This is a genomic window from Amycolatopsis sp. NPDC034160, from assembly GCF_055575355.1.
In genome coordinates this window covers 622,769-640,726 of sequence record NZ_JBVISU010000001.1, presented here as the reverse complement: position 1 = coordinate 640,726, position 17,958 = coordinate 622,769, and the positions used below count along the sequence as shown (strand labels likewise).

Below are 17,958 nucleotides of genomic sequence, written 5' to 3'. Positions count from 1 at the left end.
AATGCGCACGAGTATGCACAATCCGAACGCTGTGAGCAAGGCCACTGGATAGTTCAGTGCTTCACGAGGTCCCCGAGCACGCGCCAAGTGCGGAGCCGCTCTTCCGAATTCCGGATGCCGGACTGGGTCGCGACGACCTCGGTCGCCCCGGCGTCGAAGTACCGGCGGATCTCGGCGGCGACGGTCTCCTCGTCCCCCGCGATCACCAGCTCCCCAGCGGAATCCACGCCCTGCGCGTCGAAGATGGCGCGGTAGGAAGGGATGTCGCGGAAGAACGCGTACTGCCGGTCGACGATGGCGCGGACGGCGCCGGGATCGTCGGTCACGACCACCGGCGCCATCGCGATGATCCGCGGCGCCGGACGACCGGCGGCGGCCTTGGTGATCTCCGGGACGATCAGTTCGGAAAGCGCCTTGGGTCCGGCGAGGAACGGGATCGTGCCGTCGGCGAGTTCGCCGGTCACGCGCAGCGCCTGCCGTCCCATCGCGGCGATGATCACCGGGATGTCCGAAGCCCCCGCGACAGAGAGCGAAGCCGCGAAGCCCTTGGCATGCGCCCGGACAGTCTCGCCGTGGAAGTCGACTTCGCCACCGTCGAGCACCTGACGGAGGATCGTGAGGTACTCGCGAAGGTGTTTGATCGGCGACGGGAACTCGATGCCGTACGCCGGTTCGAGCCAGTTCTTCGCGCCGGTTCCGAGTCCGAGGACGAACCGGCCCCCGGTGGCGGCCTGCGCCGTCTGCGCGAGCCCGGTGATCAGCAAGGGATGCCGCGGATAGATCGGGACGACGCCGGTCCCGACGGTGATTCCCGGGACGGCGCGGCCCGCGAGAGCCGCGACGGTGATCGCGTCGTGCTCCATCTGCTGGGAGAACCAGACTGACGTCAGACCGGCTTCGGCGGCTTGACCGGTCTGCGTGACGAGCTCGTCGACGATGTTGACGGCGTTGGCGGTATCCCCGGACGGGAGGGCGACTCCAAGGGTCATGTTCAACGCTAACCGCGCTGTCGAAAGGATATTTCGCCGTTCACCGGTTGGGATCACGCGCGCGATCTCCGCGTTTGGCGGACCCTGGGCGCTGTCCGACCCCCGACCATGGAGAAGCCGATGTCGCTGACCGATGTCATCGAAGGAACCAAAACCGCCGTCGACGCCGACCCGCGCAACGCCGCCGTTTCGTTCAGTGTCGCCAACGCGTTGAAACCCGGGACCGCGACGCAGGTGGACGTCCGCGTGCGCGACCACTCGCTTACCGTCGACGAACCCGCCGCGCTGGGCGGCACCGACACCTCGGCCAACCCGGTCGAATACGCGCTCGCCGCGCTCGGTTCGTGCCAGGTGATCACGTATCAGTTCTGGGCGGCGAAACTCGGGGTGCCACTCGACGGGGTCAAGGTGACCGTGGACGGCGACATCGACCTGCACGGGTTCTTCGGGTTCTCGGAGTCGACCCGGCCCGGTTTCGGCGATGTGCGGGTCTCGGTCGAGCTGAGCGGACCCGCCGGGGCGGAGGTCTACGAGGACCTGAAGCGTCAGGTGGACGAGCACTGCCCGGTGCTGGACCTGTTCCGGAACCCCACTCCGGTGAAGACTTCGCTCGCCTGAGACGCTATGAAAGGTCCTTTCCTTGCAAATTTTGCAAGGAAAGGACCTTTCATAGCGCGCGTAAGGGCGTCAGACGAACTGGTGCCGCACGATCGTCTGCTCTCGGCCCGGTCCCACGCCGATCGCCGAGATCCGCGCACCCGAAAGCTCCTCGAGGCGCTCGACGTAGGCCCGCGCGTTCGCCGGCAACTCCTCGAAGGTGCGGCAACCCGAGATGTCCTCGAACCAGCCGGGCAGCTCTTCGTAGATCGGCAGCGCGTGGTGCACGTCGGTCTGCGTCATGGGCATTTCGTAGGTACGGAAGCCGTCGACCTCGTAGCCCACGCACACCGGAATCTTCTCCAGCCCGGACAGCACGTCCAGCTTGGTGAGGAAGTAGTCCGTGATGCCGTTGACCCGCACCGCGTACCGCGCGATGACCGCGTCGAACCAGCCGGTGCGCCGCGAGCGGCCGGTGGTGACGCCGAACTCGCCGCCCTGCTTGCGCAGGTACTCGCCGGACTCGTCGTCCAGCTCGGTCGGGAACGGGCCGGAGCCGACACGCGTGGTGTAGGCCTTGAGGATGCCCAGCACGGTGTCGATCTTGCCCGGGCCGATGCCCGAACCCGCGCTGGCACCGCCGGAGGTCGGGTTCGACGACGTCACGAACGGGTAGGTGCCGTGGTCGACGTCGAGCAGCGTGCCCTGCGAGCCTTCGAGCAGCACGGTCTCGCCGCGTTCGAGGGCCTGGTTGAGTTGCAGACGCGTGTCGGCGATGCGGTGCGCGAACTTCTCGCCCGCGGCCAGCACCTCGTCGGCGACCTGGTCGGCGTCGAGCGCCTTGCGGTTGTAGACCTTGACCAGCACCTGGTTCTTGAACTCCAGTGCCGATTCGACCTTCTGCCGGAAGATCTTCTCGTCGAGCAGGTCCTGCACACGGACGCCGACGCGGGCGATCTTGTCCTGGTAGCAGGGGCCGATGCCGCGGCCGGTCGTGCCGATCTTGCGGCTGCCGAGGTAACGCTCGGTGACCTTATCGATGGCGACGTGGTACGGCATGATCAAGTGCGCGTCGGCGGAGATGAGCAGCTTGCTGGTGTCGACGTCGCGCTCCTCCAGCCCGGCGAGCTCGTCGAGCAGCACGGCGGGGTCGATGACGACGCCGTTGCCGATGACGTTGGTGACGCCCGGGGTGAGGATCCCGGACGGGATGAGGTGGAGCGCGAAGTTCTGCCCGTCGGGAAGGACTACGGTGTGGCCCGCGTTGTTACCGCCTTGGTAACGCACGATCCACTGGACGCGGTCGCCGAGCAGGTCGGTGGCCTTGCCCTTGCCCTCGTCCCCCCATTGGGCCCCGATCAGCACGATGGCCGGCATGTGACACTCCAGGTGTTCGGCGACTTGTGGTTTGGCGCTGGTAAATGCCGGTGCATGAGCGTAACGGAGGGCCTTCGGGTGCGCGGAATAGTGGTGGTCTGTCCGGCGGGCGAGCCCACCCTGCCGGAGATCGACGACGTCGAAATGGTGCGCGTCCCGAGCCGTCCCGGCAAGGCGGATATCGACCCCTTGCTGGGCGAACACGATCACCTCGTGGTCGCGGGCACCGACGCCGATCTGGCGGCGGTCGCACTTCGACTGTTACGAAAGGAACAGCTCTCCGGCGTGTCGCTCGGCTTCGTGCCGTCGTCCCCGGACTCCGACGTGGCCCGCATCTGGAGCCTGCCGACCCAGCCGCTGCGCGCCCTCGGGCTCGCGCTGCGCGGCGAGGTCGACCCGGTACCGCTGATCCGGGACGACACCGGCGGCGTGCTCGTCGGCCGGGGCGTGGTCGGCATGGTGCGCGGCGTGGCCTACTGCGACGAGCACACGGTGCTGCGCGGTCCGGCGCGTTCGATCGAGGTCGAACCGGACGCGAGCGGGCCGGGGCTGATGGTCCGGGTGACCAAGGGGACGCTCTTCAAGCGGCCCTCGACGCAGTACGCGCGGGCGTTCCAGCTCGGGTGCATCCCGACCCGGCCGAGCAGCGACGGCGTCATCCACCCGCGCGCGATGAGCCGGTGGACCTGGTACCGGCACACCGAGGACCTCCGGCTGGTCCGCGGGCTGGTCTAGCTCGTTCGCCCGATCGGCCCAGAACCTTCCGCTGGACTTCCGAAACACTTTCACGCGACACCTCAGTCCTCCCGCGCTCTGGCCACCCTGTGCGGCGCGAGCCCCTGGCCTGCGAATTTCGTCCTCTAAATGCGGTACTTGCACACGCAAGGACCGCATTTAGAGGACGAAACGCAGCATGGTGGTCACTCGACGTTCACAAATGTCCAGCAGGGTGTCACTCGACGGTGTTGCGTGGGCCATTTCCGTCCCTCAAGGTGACCAGGTCCCCAAACCTGACACGGAGGCAGCAATATGCCGACTGCGCTTGCTGTTCGTCGCTCCTTCACCGTTCTCGCCGTCTCGGCGATCGTCTCGGCGATCGTCTCGGCAGGCGTCGTCGGCGTCGCCGAAGCGACCCCGCCGGGCATCCCGTCCGCCGACACCGCCAAGACGCAGCTCGCCGCGCTGACCGTCCAGCCGGACGGCTCGTCGACCGGGTACAGCCGCGACAAGTTCCCGCACTGGTCCGACCAGGGCAACAGCTGCAACACCCGCGAGGTCGTGCTCAAACGGGATGGTACGAACGTGCAACAGGACAGCAGTTGCGCCGCCGTCTCCGGCAGCTGGGCCAGCCCGTACGACGGCGCCACCTGGACCGCGGCGTCCGATGTGGACATCGACCACGTCGTGCCGCTCGCCGCCGCGTGGCGCACCGGGGCCTCGTCGTGGACCACCTCGCAGCGGCAGGCGTTCGCGAACGACCTCAACGCGCCGCAGCTGATCGCCGTCACCGACAACGTCAACCAGGAGAAGGGCGACAAGTCGCCGGACGCCTGGAAACCGCCGACCGTCGGCTACTGGTGCACCTACGCGAAGATGTGGACCACGGTGAAATACAAGTACAAGCTCACCATCAAGTCGGCCGAGAAGACCGCGCTCACCGACATGCTCAACCGCTGCTGACCTGATCGCCTTCTTCCCTCGGCTGAGCCGAGGGAAGAAGGCCTTCACACGCATTCCTCGGGTCGGCGCGGGCACGAGCGCGCCCCGTTCCCCGCTGGAGGTCACCCGGTGTCCCGTACCGCCGCGGTGGGACGACGGGCGCCGACGCCGGTACACCCAAACCCGGCGGCACGCTGCGGCTGGGAATACCGTGGCTGGCCAAGCAAAGCAGCCTGGACGCGGTCAAGGCGCTCGGCCCGAAATCCCAGCTCGGTTCCGGCTATCTGGCCTTCTGCAAAGGCGTGAGGTCGCGGCCAAGCCGCGGCACGAGATCGCCGCCATGTCGTGCGGAGACTGGAGAAGTTCGCCGCACGCAAGGGATAAGCGCGCCGGCACGGATCGGTCGAGCTGGCCGCGAGTGGTGATTCGGGTTTCTGTTGAGGGTGAGGCCCCGTGTCGTGTCTCGGCGGAGAAGGGCTGTTGCGAGGAGACTCCACACGGCTCAGCCGGACTAACTCAACCTTCACACCCTTTCCCAGGCGCGAAGGCGCCTACGCACTCTTCGCGTCTTGTAAATTTGTTGCTCCGCGCAGTTGCTTGGCCGCAGTTTGACCTCTATCGGGTGCAATGATCCCGGGCCGACCGCTACGCAAATCGAACTAGCACACGTGTTCGATCTTCGGTATCGTTGAGTTCGTGGCCAGCGAAAACAGTCCTCAAGTACGCTCCGAGTGGTGGCGTGCCGATACTGCGACGCTGCATGCCCGCAAACAGGAAATCGAAGTACTCAAGCGCCGGTTGGATGCGGAGCAGAATGCGATTCTCGCGGAAATCAATAATCGTGGGGTTCGTGGATGTTCTGGTCATTCGACGCTGTCGGCGCTGATCTTCGAGGACTTCCGTGTGACCGACAGGGAAGCCAATGCCCGCGCCGACCGGGTCCTGGCTTTGCATCCCGGGGTGGTGGTGGGTGGCGAGGTCGTGCCGCCGCTGGCGCCCTTGACCGCCGAAGGCGCCGCCGAGGGCGCGATCGGCGGCAGTCGGATCGACGCGATCATCCGCACCCTCGCCCGCATCCCCTCCACCGTCCCGGAAGAAGACGTGCGCGGTGGAGAAAAGATCCTCGTCGAGCTGGCTCGCCGGGCCGGGCCCCGGCAGATCGCCCGCGCCGGACGACGCCTACTCGACAAGCTCGACCCCGACGGGAAAGAACCCCGCAATGAGGACCCGAAAGACATGCGGCCGGAGTTGCGGTTCGTCAAACACCGTGACGGCACCCTCGACCTCGAAACCTATGCGCGGTTGAATTCCGACCTCGACCCCATGGCCAAACCCCACAAAGCCATCGACGGGATCCGCGACTCCCGCACCCACGACGAACGCTACGGCGACGCCTTCACCGACTACGTCCGACTCAAGACCACGAGCCGAAATCTGCCCGGCCAGGCCGGGGAAGCCACCCACATCCTCGTCACCATGTCCTACGACGACCTGATCAACGATCTCGGTGAGGCGCATCTGGATCTGGTCGGGCCGATCAGTGCCACCGACGCGCGGATCTTGGCCTGTGACGCCCGCGTTCGGCCTGGTGTTCTCGGTACTGCTGGTGAACCGTTGGACATCGGGCGGTCCAAACGGACGGTGTCGTTGGCGCAGAAGTACGCCCTGACCATCCGCGATGGCGGCTGCGCGTTTCCCGGCTGCGATATGCCGGTACCCCGCTGCACCGCACACCACATCGTTTTCTGGCGACATCATGGTGAGACGAAAATCGACAACCTCGTGCTGCTGTGCACCAAGCACCACCGGCTGATCCACCACAGCGAATGGAAGGTACAGATCGCGCAGGATGGGCTGCCGGAGTTCACTGCACCCGCTTACCTCGACCCCACCGGGACTCCGAGGCGCAACACCATGCACCTCAAGGCATAGGCCGAAGCACCGAACGCGACGGCCCGATTCCTCTACGACCTCGGCGTCGACATCCTCTCGGCGCGTGGCTACGACCTGCTGGGCGACACGATCGACTTCGGCCGCTACGTCATCCCGATCGTGCGCGAAGAGGTCGCCAAGCTCGATGCCGCGAAGACGGCCTCGGCGCGGGAAGGGCTCCCAACGATGGCTGAGTTCGAAATCAGGCCGTTCGCGGTCGGATCAACCGCTACCCAGCTGGCTTGTTCACTCCACCGGATGGCGGCTTGCTCATCCTTTTGGCGGATGGCGTCAGCGTGGCCGACCGCGCGTTCAAGCGTTATGACGATCACACAGCGAAGTCGAAAACGCGTCTGGACCCACTCCGCGCACCGGCGTCGCGGGTTCGCGCGGCTCATTGTCGCGGAGCTGAAATCCGAAGCCAAACGACGTGGCTACACCCGGATTTTCCTGACGACAGGCCCTAAACATCCCGAAGCCGCAGGTCTGTACCGCAATACCGGTTACCGGGACGCCACCACGGACACAGTCGATCCCGGCGGCGTGGAGCTTCTCGCCTTCGAAAAAGATCTCTAACCCCAGAAACCCGGCGAAAGAACCTAGCCAATCACCAACAGTCAGGAGACACTTACGTGAACGAATGACGCTTCGTGACGAGCTCGTGACCGCGTTACTCTCGGTCACGAGTTTGTCGCATCATAAGGACCCTATTGGGGGCAGCATGGCTTCGGCCGGACGGGTCACTTACCGCGAGGTGTTCGGGGTAGCCGAGTTCCGTTCGCTCTGGTTCGCCGAACTCTTCTCGATCTTCGGTGATCAGCTCGCCAGAGTCGCGCTCTCGGTCCTCGTCTTCACCGAAACCCGCTCGGCGACCCTGACCGGCCTCACCTACGCGCTGACCTACGCGCCGTCGTTGCTCGGCGGCATCTTCCTCACCGGCTTCGCGGACCGCTTCCCCCGTCGGACCGTGATGGTGGTCGTGGACCTGCTGCGGGCGGCGCTGATCGCGTTGGTCGCCGTTCCAGTGCTGCCGTTCTGGGTGCTGTGCGTCCTCGTCGGCGCCGTCTCGCTGCTGAACCCGCCGTTCAAGGCCGCTCAGCTGGCGCTGCTGCCCCAGATCCTCGAAGGCGACCGGTTCGTCGTCGGCATGGCCATCCGCAGCATGACCGTCCAGTCGGCGCAGCTGGCCGGGTTCGCCGGTGGTGGTCTCCTGCTGACCGCGCTCGAACCCCATATCGCCCTCGCGCTGGACGCGGTCACGTTCCTGATCTCGGCGTTGTTCGTCCGGCTCGGGCTGGCCGCCCGGCCCGCCGCGGCGACGGGCGAGAAGCGCAAGTCGTTCTTCGCGTCGATCGGCTCGGGCGGGAAGATCATCTTCGCCAGCTCGGGGCTGCGCGCGTTGCTGCTGTTCACCTGGCTGATGGGCCTGCTGCCGGTGTACGAGGGCATCGCCGCGCCCTACGCCGAGGCCTCGGGCGGCGGGCCGCAGGTCATCGGCCTGTTGCTGGCGGCCGATCCGCTCGGGAGTGTGATCGGCGCATACATCTACTCGCGCTGGGTGCCTGCGCACATCCGGCCGAAACTGATCGGACCGCTTTCGGCGCTCACGGCGATCCCGCTGCTGCTGTGCTTCCTGCAGCCGGGCCCGGCGACGTCGATCGTGTTGTTCGTCGTCTGCGGCGCTTTCGGCACCGTCGCGCTCATGCAGGCGACAGCGTCACTGACGCTGGCGGTGCCGGACGAAAGCAGGGCTCAGGTGATGGGCCTTTCGAACACCGGCCTGACCACGACCATGGGCCTCAGCCCGCTGATCGGCGGCGTCCTGGCCGATCAGATCGGCCCGCCGTCGACGGTCGGCGTCTTCGGCCTTGCGGGATTGGTGCTGACGATTCCGCTCGCGCTGAGCTGGGGCCGGAACCTCACCAAGGACCCGGACAGATGGCAGGAGAAAGACGCCGCACGCGCGGAACATTGAGGTGTTCCACGCGCCGGCTCACACGCGCGGCCCGCGGGCTGCGCCCCAGTTCACTGATCCCTACCGGCCATCGCTGGCACCTTTCCCTCGACCCTCTCAGAGAAAAGTACACACCTAGGGAGCTTGTCGACAGCCCGCAAGTCGGTGGAAGCTGTCGGTAAGTAGGGGGTTTCGGAGAATCACGCAAGAGTCAGGGGGAAAGATGATCACATCGGAGGAACGCGCTGGACATCGTTCGGCTCTCACGGTAGCGACGTGGGAGCTGTGGAAGAGGCCTGAACACTGGATCGCCTACACCGGGCTATCCGTGGCGGCGATGCTGGCGCTGACGGGGGTCTTCGCCGCATCCATCTCCATTACGTCTTCGCAGGTCCTGTTGTGTTTTCTGCTCGCGGGCCTCGCCATCGCGCACACCGAGGCGACCCGGCGGATCGAGCGGCAGCGGCGCAGCATGAGCGTCACCCCGCACATCAACATGACCTCGGTCTGGGTGCTGCCTGGCGCGATCCTGCTCCCGCCGCAGCTCACCGCGCTTCTCGTGGCCGTGATCTATCTGCACCTCGGATACCGCAGCTGGGCGGGTCTCCGGACGGTCAACCCGCACCGAACTGTGGCGAACGCCACATCGATGACGCTGACCGCCTTCGCCACCTGGGCCGCCGTGCAGGTGGTCGGGGCCGCCCCGGAGTCGGTGACGTCGATCTGCGCCGCCGGACTGGCGTTCTTCCTGACGAACGCCGTCTTCACCGGGGCCGGCCTCTATTTCGCGGCGCCGGCGAAGGCTTCGGTACAGACTCTTTTCGGCTCTTGGGACGACAACATCCTGGAAGCCTCCACCGTCTGCATCGGCGCGCTGGTGCTCGCCGTGCTGCCGCATCAGCCGGTGCTCGTCCTGCTCGTCTTCCTGCCGCTGTACCTGCTGCAGCGTTCGGTGCTGATCAAGCAGCTCGAACAACTCGCCACCACCGACCAGAAAACCCAGCTGCTCAACGCCACCACCTGGCAGCAGGGCGCCGTCCGTGAGGTCGCCCGCGCCGAGCGCGAGAACGGTCAGTTCGGCGCGTTGATGATCGACCTCGACCACTTCAAGAGCATCAACGACACCTACGGTCACCTGGCGGGCGACGACGTGCTCAAGGGGGTCGCGGCGCTGGTCAAGTCCGAAACCCGGACGCAGGACCTCGCCGGCCGGTTCGGCGGGGAGGAGTTCGTCGTGCTCCTGACATCGTCGTCGAAGCAGGAGTCCGTCGCGGTCGCCGAGCGCATCCGCCAGCGGATCAGCGAGATGGTGATCAAGACCCACGACAACGAGGGCAACCACGTGGTCATCGAGCAGCGGACCGCGTCCGTCGGCGTCGCGACCTTCCCGCTCGACGGCAGGACGATCGAAGAGGTGATGGCTTCGGCCGACGCTTCCGTCTACGCGGCGAAACGCAACGGGCGCAACCGCGTCGTGTCTTCACCGGACCTGACGGCGACCGTCGAAGAGCCCGCGCTGGAGGCCGTCGCTTAGTTACCTCAGTCGTTCCATCACGTCGGCGGCCGCGGTCCGAAGGCGGACCACGCCTCCGACGGTGAATTCGGTGAGCAGGTCGATGAGCGCGTCCGCGTCGGGCGGCTCACCGTCCCAGCTCGCCTGGACGAGCGCTTCGGTCATCGCGAAGAACAGGGTGACCAACGCTTTGTCCGCGCGGCCCGACTCGACGCCGTGGCTGGCCCAGCGCTGCCTGCTCGCCTCGGTGTAGACGCCCGCGAGCCGCTCCCGCAACCGCGTCAGGGCCGGATCGCCCATGCGTTCCGCCTCGCGCAGGACCGGGAACGCCTCGGGGTTCGCCGCGACGAAAGCGAACATGTTGGCGTAGTTGGCGCGCGCCCACGACCGGAGTTCGGGCTGCGAAGAGTCGAGGGCGGGCGCGCCGATCGCCTCGAAGGCGCGTTCTTCGATATCCGCCACGACCTGGGCGAACAGCGTCGTGCGGTCGCCGAACTGCTCGTAGACGGCCTGCCGGGACACGCCTGCCCGGCGGGCGATCTGCTCGATCGTCGCGGCCTGCGCGCCGTGCACCGCGAAGACCCCGGCAGCCGCACCCAGCACCCGGGCGCGTTGCTCGCCGATCGGGAGTTTGCGGGGTCGCCCTCTCGGCGCCGGACTTGACATTGTGCGCCACCTCACTGACTCTCTTTTTCGACACCTCTGTCGAAAATGTTTGTGCTCAACGAGGAGCAAGCATGCGTTCAGGATCCCGGCGCGGTGTGTCCGCCGCCGTCTCAGCGGCCACCGTCGCGGCACTGCTGACCTTCGGGGCACCGCAGGCCGTCGCCGCCCCGTCCTTCTACGACCCCCCGTCGCCGCTGCCAGCGGGTGCTCCCGGCGACATCATCCGGCACGAACCGTCCACGTTCTACGTCGATCCCGTGAAACTCATCAAGGCCGACGCCGACGTCCAGCGGATCATGTACCGCAGCACCGACACCCACGGCAGGCCCAACGCCGTGACCGGCACCGTCCTCACCCCGAAGAAGGCGTGGACCGGCCCCGGCGAGCGGCCGGTCGTCGGCTACGCGGCCGGAACGCAGGGCGTCGGCGACCAGTGCGCGCCATCGAAGGCCCTCGCCGCGGGCACGGAGTACGAAGGGCCCTTCATCGCCGGGCTGCTGCTTCGCGGCTACGGCATCGTCGTCACCGACTACGAAGGCCTCGGCACCCCCGGCGTCCACACCTACGTCAACCGCGTCGCCGAGGGCAACGCCGTGCTCGACTCGATCCGCGCGGCACAGCGCCTGCCCGAAGCGAACCTTCCCGACAACGGCCCGGTCGCGACCGCGGGGTACTCACAGGGCGGCGGAGCGTCGGCGTCGGCCGCCGAACTGCAGCCGTCGTACGCCCCCGAACTCAAGCTGAAGGGCTCGTACGCGGGCGCCGTCCCGGCGGATCTGGCCGAAGTCGGCAAGAACATCGACGGGCACTACGCGTTCGGATTCCTCGGGTTCACGCTGGTCAGCATGGACGCGGCGTATCCGGAGCTGAACCTCCCGAACCTGCTCAACGCCAAGGGCAAGGAGGCGTTCGAGAAGGTCAAGCAGGAGTGCACGGCCGACGCGATCTTCGCGCACGCGTTCACCCAGTCGAAGGACCTGACCAACGACGGCAGGCCGCTGACCGCGTATCTCGGCGAGGAGCCGTACAAAACGCGGGTCGGGGAACAGCTGATCGGGGCACGAAAGCCCGGTGCGCCGACGCTGGTCGTCCACAGCGCACTGGACGACATCGTGCCCTACCCGCAGGGGCGGACCATGGCGCGCTCGTGGTGCGCGAAGGGGGCGAAGGTGCAGTTCTCGACTTCGCTGGTTCCGACGCATGTCGGTGGGGCCATCCGCGCTTTCCCGGAGGCTTTCGCTTGGCTTGAGGGACGCTTCGCGGGGCTGCCTGCTCCGGGGAACTGCGGGCTGTTCTAGGGGTCACCAAGTGCCATGAAAGGTCCTTTCCTTGCAAAATTTGCAAGGAAAGGACCTTTCATTGCGCGCTACTTGAGGCCGGTCGCCTCCGAGGCGGCCGGGTCCGAGTCGCTGAGGAAGGTCCGGCAGCGGTCGTACTCCTCGGTCTCGCCGATCTTGCCGGCGGCCTTGCCGAGGACGGCGAGGGCGCGCAGGAAGCCCTGGTTCGGGCGGTGCGCCCACGGCACCGGACCGTGTCCCTTCCAGCCCGCGCGGCGGAGCTGGTCGAGGCCGCGGTGGTAACCGGTGCGGGCGTACGCGTAGGCGGCGACGGTCTCACCGGCTTCGAACGCCTTCTCGGCGAGCGCGGCCCAGGCCTCGCTGTAGTCGGGGTGCTCGGCGGCGACGGCGGCCGGGTCGCTCCCGGCGTCCAGCGCCGCTTGCGCGGCGGTGTGCTCGGGAAGGTGCGTCGGCTGGGGGCCGAGGAGGTTCGTCATGCTGGCCATTGTGCCGACAGCCTCTGTCTAGAAGAACAGGCTCCCGAGAATGCCCGCGCCGGCCAGCACCAGAGCGGCGACGAGTACCGCCGCGACAAGTCGTTTCGGCATCATGGCGGCACACCTTGCCCTGCTTCGCCCGCTGATCGCAAATCCGCCACCCCTACGGGTGAACCCCGATTTTCGACCCCGAATGCCCGTCCCGTGATCTGGAGCAGGGAAGATGTCCGTATGACAAAGGCGACAGAAGTGACCGGGGACCTTTCGCCGGGTGTCATCCCCCGCAGCCCGATCGCGAAGACCAGGCTGTTCTTCAAGCTCCACTGGCACCGCGGCGCGCCGGGACAGGCGACGCCGGACTGGGTGCTGAACTTCTGCTACGGCATGTGGCTCGCCGCGTTCGCCTTCAAGATGGTGGGCTCGTCCTGGGACATGTCGTGGCATTTCATGTGGCTCCGGGACGACCTCGCCCCGCCGCACCTGATCAACACCGTCGGCACGGTGATCATCATGGTGCTCGTCGCGATCCACAGCTACACCGGGATGGGCGCCGACCGGCGTTCGCTGCGGCTGATGCAGGTCGGACTCGTGGTCTTCCTCATCGCGGCGCCGCTGGACGTCATCAACCACCGCGTCAACGGCCTCGACCTGACCGCGTGGAGCCCGTCGCACATGATGCTCTACATCGGCACGGGCATCATGCAGGCGGGCGTGATCATGGGCTGGCTGAAGTACGCCAAGCCCGGCCGGACACGCACCGGGGTCCTGATCGGACTGTGGGTGTTCTTCCTGGAGAACACGTTCTTTCCGAACGGCCAGCAGGAATACGGCATCCTCGGCCTGCGCGCCTGGGAGCGCGGCACGCCCGAGGCCGAAGCCGAACTGCTGAACTTCGCCGCCAATCAGATCGGGCATCCGGTCGACCGGGTGGCCGTCGAGTACTTCACGATGCCGATCGACGACTGGGTCTACCCGCTGTGGGGTATCGGCGTGATGGCGCTGATCTTCGCGCTGGCGCGGTACACGACCGGTTTCCGCTGGGCCGGGACGACGGTCGCCGCCCTCTACCTCGGCTACCGGCTGGTGATGTGGCCGCTGCTGCTCGGGATGGGCTTCCCGATCTCGGTCGTGCCGTTCTACCTGCTCGCCGTCGGCCTCGCGGTGGACCTGGCGTTCCGCATCGGCCGTGGTCATCCGCTGCTGACGGCGGGTGTCGGCGCGCTGCTGGTGACGTCCTTCGGCTACGGGATGCTGTGGGTGCAGTCGCAGTTCCGGCCGTGGTTCCTCGGCGACGCGCACACGGAATCGGCGCCGCCGGTCGCCTACTGGACGGCTGCGGTCTGCCTGGTCGGCGTCGGCGCGCTGTGGGCCGCCGCCGGGCCGGGGACGCGCGCGGTGAACTCGGTGCTGGAGCGACGTCGCGAGCGCTCGGGGCTTCCGACCGCCTGACCCTTCTCCTCCGGGTGTCATGAGGGGTCCCCACAGGACAAATTTCGTCCTATGGGGACCCCTCATGACGTACCGAAGCGGGTCAGGAGAGCTTGTTGCCCGCCGAACCCAGCGACTGCGCGGCCTCGACGACGCGCGCGGCCATGCCGGCCTCGGCGGCCTTGAGGTAGCTGCGCGGGTCGTAGACCTTCTTGTTGCCGACCTCGCCGTCGATCTTCAGCACACCGTCGTAGTTCTTGAAGAAGTGGTCCGCGATCGGGCGGGTGAAGGCGTACTGCGTGTCGGTGTCGACGTTCATCTTCACGACGCCGTAGGACACCGCCTCGCGGATCTCCTCCGGCAGCGAGCCGGAACCACCGTGGAAGACCAGCTCGAACGGCTTCGAGCCGGCCGGGAGGCCGAGCTTCTTCGACGCCGCTTCCTGGCCGCCCTTGAGCACGTCCGGGCGCAGCTTCACGTTGCCGGGCTTGTAGACGCCGTGCACGTTGCCGAAGGTCGCGGCCAGCAGGTAGCGGCCGTTCTCGCCGGAGCCGAGCGCGTCGATCGTCTTCAGGAAGTCGCCTTCGGCGGTGTACAGCTTCTCGTTGATCTCGGCCTCGACGCCGTCTTCCTCGCCACCGACGACGCCGATCTCGACCTCGAGGATGATGTTCGCGGCCGCGGCCTTGGCGAGCAGTTCCTGCGCGATCTCGAGGTTCTCGTCGAGGTCGATCGCGGAGCCGTCCCACATGTGGCTCTGGAACAGCGGGTGCTGCCCGTTCTTGACCCGCTCGGCCGAGATCTCGATCAGCGGGCGGACGAAGCCGTCGAGCTTGTCCTTCGGGCAGTGGTCGGTGTGCAGCGCGACGTTCACGTCGTACTTGGCGGCGACGACCTGGGCGAACTCGGCGAGCGCGACCGAACCGGTCACCATGTCCTTGACCTTCTGGCCGGAAGCGAACTCCGCGCCGCCGGTGGAGAACTGGATGATCCCGTCGCTCTCCGCCTCGGCGAACCCGCGGATCGCGGCGTTCAGGGTCTCCGACGAAGTCACGTTGATGGCCGGGTAGGCGAATTCGTTCGCCTTCGCCCGGTCGAGCATCTCCGCGTAGACCTCGGGGGTGGCGATGGGCATCGTTTACTCCTCCTCGAAGCAGGCTGGTGCACCTCTCGGCCGCATCGTACGAGGTCGGCCGGGAGGTGCCTACAGCCGTCGTGTCAGAGAAGGACGCCGGCGAGCGCCCGGTAGACCGGCAGCGGGTCGGAGTTCAGTACCTGGATGTTCACGTGGTCCGCTCCGGCTTCGAGGTGCGCGGTGACGCCGCGAGCGACCGTCTCGGCGTCGCCGTGGACGGCCAGCGCGTCGACCAGCTTGTCGCTGCCCTCGCCTGCCAGGTCCTCGTCGGTGAAACCGAGTTTGCGCAGGGAGTTCGTGTAGTTGACCAACCCCAGGTAGAACTTGACGGTCTGCCGCCCGACCTCACGCGCCTTCGCCGGGTCGGTCTCGAGGACGACCTTCTGTTCGGGCGCGAGCAGCGGTCCTTCGCCGAGGATCTCGCGCGCCTGACGGGTGTGCTCGGGGGTCATCAGGTAGGGGTGGGCTCCCGCGGTGCGGTCTCCTGCGAGTTTGATCACCTTCGGGCCGAGTGCGGCGAGCGCGCGGCCCTCGACGGGCACTCCGGCGGCGTCGAGCGCGTCGAGGTACTCGACCAGCGCCGTGTACGGCTTCTTGAACTCGGCGGTCTGCTCCCGGTGCCCAGCACCGATGCCGAGCAGGAACCGGTCCGGATGCTTCGCGGCGAGACGCTGGTACGACTCGGCGACCGTGGCCGCGTCGTCCTGCCAGATGTTAACGATGCCGGTGGCCACCTTGATCGTCTTCGTCGCGTCGAGGAGCTCCTCCGCCTTCGCGAGATCACCCGATGGCGAGCCGCCGATCCAGATGGCGCCGTAGCCGAGTTTTTCCACCTCACGCGCGAGCTCAGTGGTGAGCACGCCTTCGATCTGCCAGATGCCGATCCTGCCGAGTTCGATTCCCATGTCCCGAGCCAACGCCTGCTTTCGCCGATGTCTTCCCTTAAGTTCGAGGTATGGCGAAACTCGGCGGCACCGACCTCGATGTCCAGGGGATCAACCTGGGTGGGAACGTTTTCGGCTGGACCGCGGACCAGGAGCAGTCCTTCGCCGTCCTCGACGCCTACACGGCGGCGGGCGGCAACTTCATCGACACCGCGGATCTGTACGCCAAGGGCGGTTCCGAGACGATCATCGGTGACTGGCTGGCCAAGCGCGGCCGTCGCGACGACGTCGTCATCGCGACCAAGACCGGGATGTGGGACGAGCGGAAGGGGCTCTCGGCGGCGAACATCGCGGCGGCGGCCGAGGACTCGCTGCGACGGCTCCGGACCGACCACATCGACCTCTATTATGCGCACATCGACGACCCGGAGACCCCGATCGAAGAGACGCTGCGCGCCTTCGACGAGCTCGTGCGCGCGGGCAAGGTGCGCTACATCGCGGCGTCGAACTACTCCGCGGAACGGCTGGGCGAAGCACTGTCCATTTCGGACCGCGAAGGTCTGGCGAAGTTCGTCGCGCTGCAACCGCACTACAACCTCGTGGAGCGGGACTACGAACGCGACCTGGCGCCGACGGTCGAGCGCGAACGCTTGACCGTCCTGCCATACTTCGCGCTGGCCAAGGGTTTCCTCGCCGGGAAGTACCGTTCGAAGGAGAACCTCGGCGACAGCCCGCGCGCCGCCCGCGCTTCGTCCTATTTGGACGAACGTGGCGAGCGGGTCCTGTCGGCGCTCGACGAGGTCGCGGCCTCGCGCGGCGTCTCCGTCGCGGCGTCTCCGTCGCGGCGGTTTCGCTCGCGTGGCTGTTCGCCCAGCCGACCGTCACCGCGCCCATCGCGAGCGCCCGCTCGGTCGAGCAGCTGAACGATCTCCTGCCCGCCGTCGACCTGGCCCTCACCGCCGACGAGGTCGAGGCCCTCACCTCCGCCTCGGCCTGAGGCCCCCGCGTTTCGTCCTCTGAATGCGGTGGTTCGCATTACCAACTACCGCATTCAGAGGACGAAACGCATACTTACTTGTGGGTAGCTTACTCCGGGTAGGTTGCGGTACCGTCCGAAAGCCGTAGGACTCGGACGAGGAGGCAACGTGGCCAAGAACAGCGTGAACGGCAAGGTCGTCCTGATCACCGGCGCCGCCAGAGGCATCGGCGCGGGGCTCGCCGAGCGCCTGGCCGCGCAGGGCGCGAAGGTCGCTTTGGTCGGCATCGAAGCCGGGGAACAGAAGGCCGTCGCCGAGAAGATCGGCCCCAGCGCTCACGCCTGGGAAGCCGACGTCACCAGCTGGGACGACCTCGAACGCGCCACCGCCGGCGTCGTCGAACACTTCGGCGGGATCGACATCGTCATCGCGAACGCCGGCATCGCGACCTCCGGTTTCGTCCGGTCGGTGGATCCGGCCGCCTTCGAGAAGGTCATCGAGGTCGACCTGCTTGGCGTCTGGCGCACCTTCCGCGTCACCCTTCCGCATGTCATCGACCGCAAGGGTTACCTGCTCGCGATCTCGTCGCTGGCCGCGATCACCCATGCTCCCGGCATGTCCAACTACGCCGCCGCGAAGGCGGGCGTCGAAGCGTTCTGCAACAGCTTCCGCGCCGAAGTCGCCCACCTCGGCGTGAAGGTCGGCGTCGCACACCCGACCTGGATCCGCACCGACCTCGTCGAGAGCGCCGACAAGCACCCGGTTTTCGGCAAGCTCCGCACCGGTATGCCCGGCCTGCTCGGCAAGACCTACCCGCTGTCCGTCGCGCTCGACCACCTGCAGGCCGGGATCAACAAACGCGCCCGCACGGTCCACGTGCCCCGCTGGGTCGGCGGCCTCAAGCTGATCCGCGCGTTCCTGCCGCCGATCATCGAGATCGGCGCGAAGAGCCGGATCAAGAAGGCCGACGCGGCCGCACTCGTGGACATCGAGCGGCGTGGCGCGTACGAATCTTCCATAACCGGTCAGGCAGGCCGGGCCGCCACAGCGTCCAAACCGAAGGGTTGACCACG

General features: G+C 67.1%; 16 protein-coding genes and 2 pseudogenes. 12 read left to right on the top strand and 6 right to left on the bottom strand.

Annotation, left to right across the window (positions count from 1 at the left end):
* Positions 1–53: 53 nt before the first annotated feature.
* Positions 54–989, bottom strand: coding sequence for a TIGR03564 family F420-dependent LLM class oxidoreductase (locus ACZ54P_RS03110; RefSeq protein WP_465459887.1), 936 nt, complete (start codon positions 987–989; stop codon positions 54–56).
* Positions 990–1,109: 120 nt separating this feature from the next.
* On the opposite strand from ACZ54P_RS03110, the gene ACZ54P_RS03105 reads away from it, so the two are divergent.
* Entirely contained in the window at positions 1,110–1,607 is a 498-nt protein-coding gene (locus ACZ54P_RS03105) for an OsmC family protein (RefSeq protein WP_465459886.1), read from the top strand.
* 69 nt (positions 1,608–1,676) lie between these two features.
* Here ACZ54P_RS03105 and ACZ54P_RS03100 read toward each other — a convergent pair whose 3' ends face one another.
* Entirely contained in the window at positions 1,677–2,963 is a 1,287-nt protein-coding gene (locus ACZ54P_RS03100) for an adenylosuccinate synthase (RefSeq protein ID WP_465459885.1), read from the bottom strand.
* Between the two features lie 54 nt (positions 2,964–3,017).
* On the opposite strand from ACZ54P_RS03100, the gene ACZ54P_RS03095 reads away from it, so the two are divergent.
* The 7 genes and pseudogenes from ACZ54P_RS03095 (at position 3,018) to ACZ54P_RS03065 (ending at position 10,042) form a co-directional block, all read left to right on the top strand.
* The gene (locus ACZ54P_RS03095) at positions 3,018–3,698 is read left to right on the top strand and encodes a hypothetical protein (RefSeq protein WP_465459884.1); all 681 of its coding nucleotides are present in this window, start codon (positions 3,018–3,020) and stop codon (positions 3,696–3,698) included.
* A 294-nt stretch (positions 3,699–3,992) separates the two neighbouring features.
* Positions 3,993–4,643: a GmrSD restriction endonuclease domain-containing protein gene (locus tag ACZ54P_RS03090; protein WP_465459883.1), complete on the top strand. Its 651-nt coding sequence runs from the start codon at positions 3,993–3,995 to the stop codon at positions 4,641–4,643.
* Positions 4,644–5,318: 675 nt separating this feature from the next.
* Complete coding sequence (locus ACZ54P_RS03085; RefSeq protein WP_465459882.1) at positions 5,319–6,554, top strand: HNH endonuclease signature motif containing protein; 1,236 nt, start codon at positions 5,319–5,321, stop codon at positions 6,552–6,554.
* 33 nt (positions 6,555–6,587) lie between these two features.
* Positions 6,588–6,734, top strand: a pseudogene (locus ACZ54P_RS03080) (LLM class flavin-dependent oxidoreductase); the annotation flags it as partial.
* A gap of 6 nt (positions 6,735–6,740) precedes the next feature.
* Positions 6,741–7,130, top strand: coding sequence for a GNAT family N-acetyltransferase (locus ACZ54P_RS03075; RefSeq protein WP_465460227.1), 390 nt, complete (start codon positions 6,741–6,743; stop codon positions 7,128–7,130).
* Between the two features lie 145 nt (positions 7,131–7,275).
* Complete coding sequence (locus ACZ54P_RS03070) at positions 7,276–8,529, top strand: MFS transporter (RefSeq protein WP_465459881.1); 1,254 nt, start codon at positions 7,276–7,278, stop codon at positions 8,527–8,529.
* A 202-nt stretch (positions 8,530–8,731) separates the two neighbouring features.
* Positions 8,732–10,042: a sensor domain-containing diguanylate cyclase gene (locus ACZ54P_RS03065; RefSeq protein ID WP_465459880.1), complete on the top strand. Its 1,311-nt coding sequence runs from the start codon at positions 8,732–8,734 to the stop codon at positions 10,040–10,042.
* Here ACZ54P_RS03065 and ACZ54P_RS03060 read toward each other — a convergent pair whose 3' ends face one another.
* A complete protein-coding gene (locus ACZ54P_RS03060; RefSeq protein ID WP_465460226.1) occupies positions 10,043–10,624 on the bottom strand; it encodes a TetR/AcrR family transcriptional regulator in 582 nt (193 codons plus the stop codon).
* Between the two features lie 134 nt (positions 10,625–10,758).
* Between ACZ54P_RS03060 and ACZ54P_RS03055 the strand changes: the two genes are divergently transcribed.
* Positions 10,759–11,985, top strand: a complete 1,227-nt coding sequence (locus ACZ54P_RS03055; RefSeq protein WP_465459879.1) for a lipase family protein — start codon at positions 10,759–10,761, stop codon at positions 11,983–11,985.
* 68 nt (positions 11,986–12,053) lie between these two features.
* Here the strand turns inward: ACZ54P_RS03055 and ACZ54P_RS03050 are convergent, their stop codons facing one another.
* Positions 12,054–12,461, bottom strand: coding sequence for a DUF3151 domain-containing protein (locus tag ACZ54P_RS03050; RefSeq protein WP_465459878.1), 408 nt, complete (start codon positions 12,459–12,461; stop codon positions 12,054–12,056).
* 231 nt (positions 12,462–12,692) lie between these two features.
* On the opposite strand from ACZ54P_RS03050, the gene ACZ54P_RS03045 reads away from it, so the two are divergent.
* Positions 12,693–13,910 carry a hypothetical protein gene (locus ACZ54P_RS03045; RefSeq protein ID WP_465459877.1) on the top strand — a complete coding sequence of 406 codons (1,218 nt, stop codon included), beginning with the start codon at positions 12,693–12,695 and terminating at the stop codon, positions 13,908–13,910.
* Between the two features lie 82 nt (positions 13,911–13,992).
* On the opposite strand, the gene fbaA is transcribed toward ACZ54P_RS03045, so the two are convergent.
* Complete coding sequence (gene fbaA, locus ACZ54P_RS03040; RefSeq protein WP_465459876.1) at positions 13,993–15,024, bottom strand: class II fructose-bisphosphate aldolase; 1,032 nt, start codon at positions 15,022–15,024, stop codon at positions 13,993–13,995.
* An 83-nt stretch (positions 15,025–15,107) separates the two neighbouring features.
* A complete protein-coding gene (locus ACZ54P_RS03035; RefSeq protein WP_465459875.1) occupies positions 15,108–15,929 on the bottom strand; it encodes an LLM class F420-dependent oxidoreductase in 822 nt (273 codons plus the stop codon).
* 50 nt (positions 15,930–15,979) lie between these two features.
* Here ACZ54P_RS03035 and ACZ54P_RS03030 point away from each other — a divergent pair.
* Positions 15,980–16,905: pseudogene (locus ACZ54P_RS03030) on the top strand (aldo/keto reductase).
* A 148-nt stretch (positions 16,906–17,053) separates the two neighbouring features.
* Entirely contained in the window at positions 17,054–17,953 is a 900-nt protein-coding gene (locus tag ACZ54P_RS03025) for an SDR family oxidoreductase (protein WP_465459874.1), read from the top strand.
* The last annotated feature ends 5 nt before the right edge of the window (positions 17,954–17,958 follow it).

What these genes read in the sequence shown, in the direction of transcription:
- ACZ54P_RS03100 (WP_465459885.1), bottom strand. Translation starts at nt 2,963, where the DNA reads ATGCCGGCCATCGTGCTGATCGGGGCCCAATGGGGGGACGAGGGCAAG.
- ACZ54P_RS03105 (WP_465459886.1), top strand. Translation starts at nt 1,110, where the DNA reads ATGTCGCTGACCGATGTCATCGAAGGAACCAAAACCGCCGTCGACGCC.
- ACZ54P_RS03055 (WP_465459879.1), top strand. Translation starts at nt 10,759, where the DNA reads ATGCGTTCAGGATCCCGGCGCGGTGTGTCCGCCGCCGTCTCAGCGGCC.
- ACZ54P_RS03050 (WP_465459878.1), bottom strand. Translation starts at nt 12,461, where the DNA reads ATGACGAACCTCCTCGGCCCCCAGCCGACGCACCTTCCCGAGCACACC.
- ACZ54P_RS03035 (WP_465459875.1), bottom strand. Translation starts at nt 15,929, where the DNA reads ATGGGAATCGAACTCGGCAGGATCGGCATCTGGCAGATCGAAGGCGTG.
- ACZ54P_RS03045 (WP_465459877.1), top strand. Translation starts at nt 12,693, where the DNA reads ATGACAAAGGCGACAGAAGTGACCGGGGACCTTTCGCCGGGTGTCATC.
- ACZ54P_RS03065 (WP_465459880.1), top strand. Translation starts at nt 8,732, where the DNA reads ATGATCACATCGGAGGAACGCGCTGGACATCGTTCGGCTCTCACGGTA.
- ACZ54P_RS03075 (WP_465460227.1), top strand. Translation starts at nt 6,741, where the DNA reads ATGGCTGAGTTCGAAATCAGGCCGTTCGCGGTCGGATCAACCGCTACC.
- ACZ54P_RS03070 (WP_465459881.1), top strand. Translation starts at nt 7,276, where the DNA reads ATGGCTTCGGCCGGACGGGTCACTTACCGCGAGGTGTTCGGGGTAGCC.
- fbaA (WP_465459876.1), bottom strand. Translation starts at nt 15,024, where the DNA reads ATGCCCATCGCCACCCCCGAGGTCTACGCGGAGATGCTCGACCGGGCG.
- ACZ54P_RS03090 (WP_465459883.1), top strand. Translation starts at nt 3,993, where the DNA reads ATGCCGACTGCGCTTGCTGTTCGTCGCTCCTTCACCGTTCTCGCCGTC.
- ACZ54P_RS03110 (WP_465459887.1), bottom strand. Translation starts at nt 989, where the DNA reads ATGACCCTTGGAGTCGCCCTCCCGTCCGGGGATACCGCCAACGCCGTC.
- ACZ54P_RS03095 (WP_465459884.1), top strand. Translation starts at nt 3,018, where the DNA reads ATGAGCGTAACGGAGGGCCTTCGGGTGCGCGGAATAGTGGTGGTCTGT.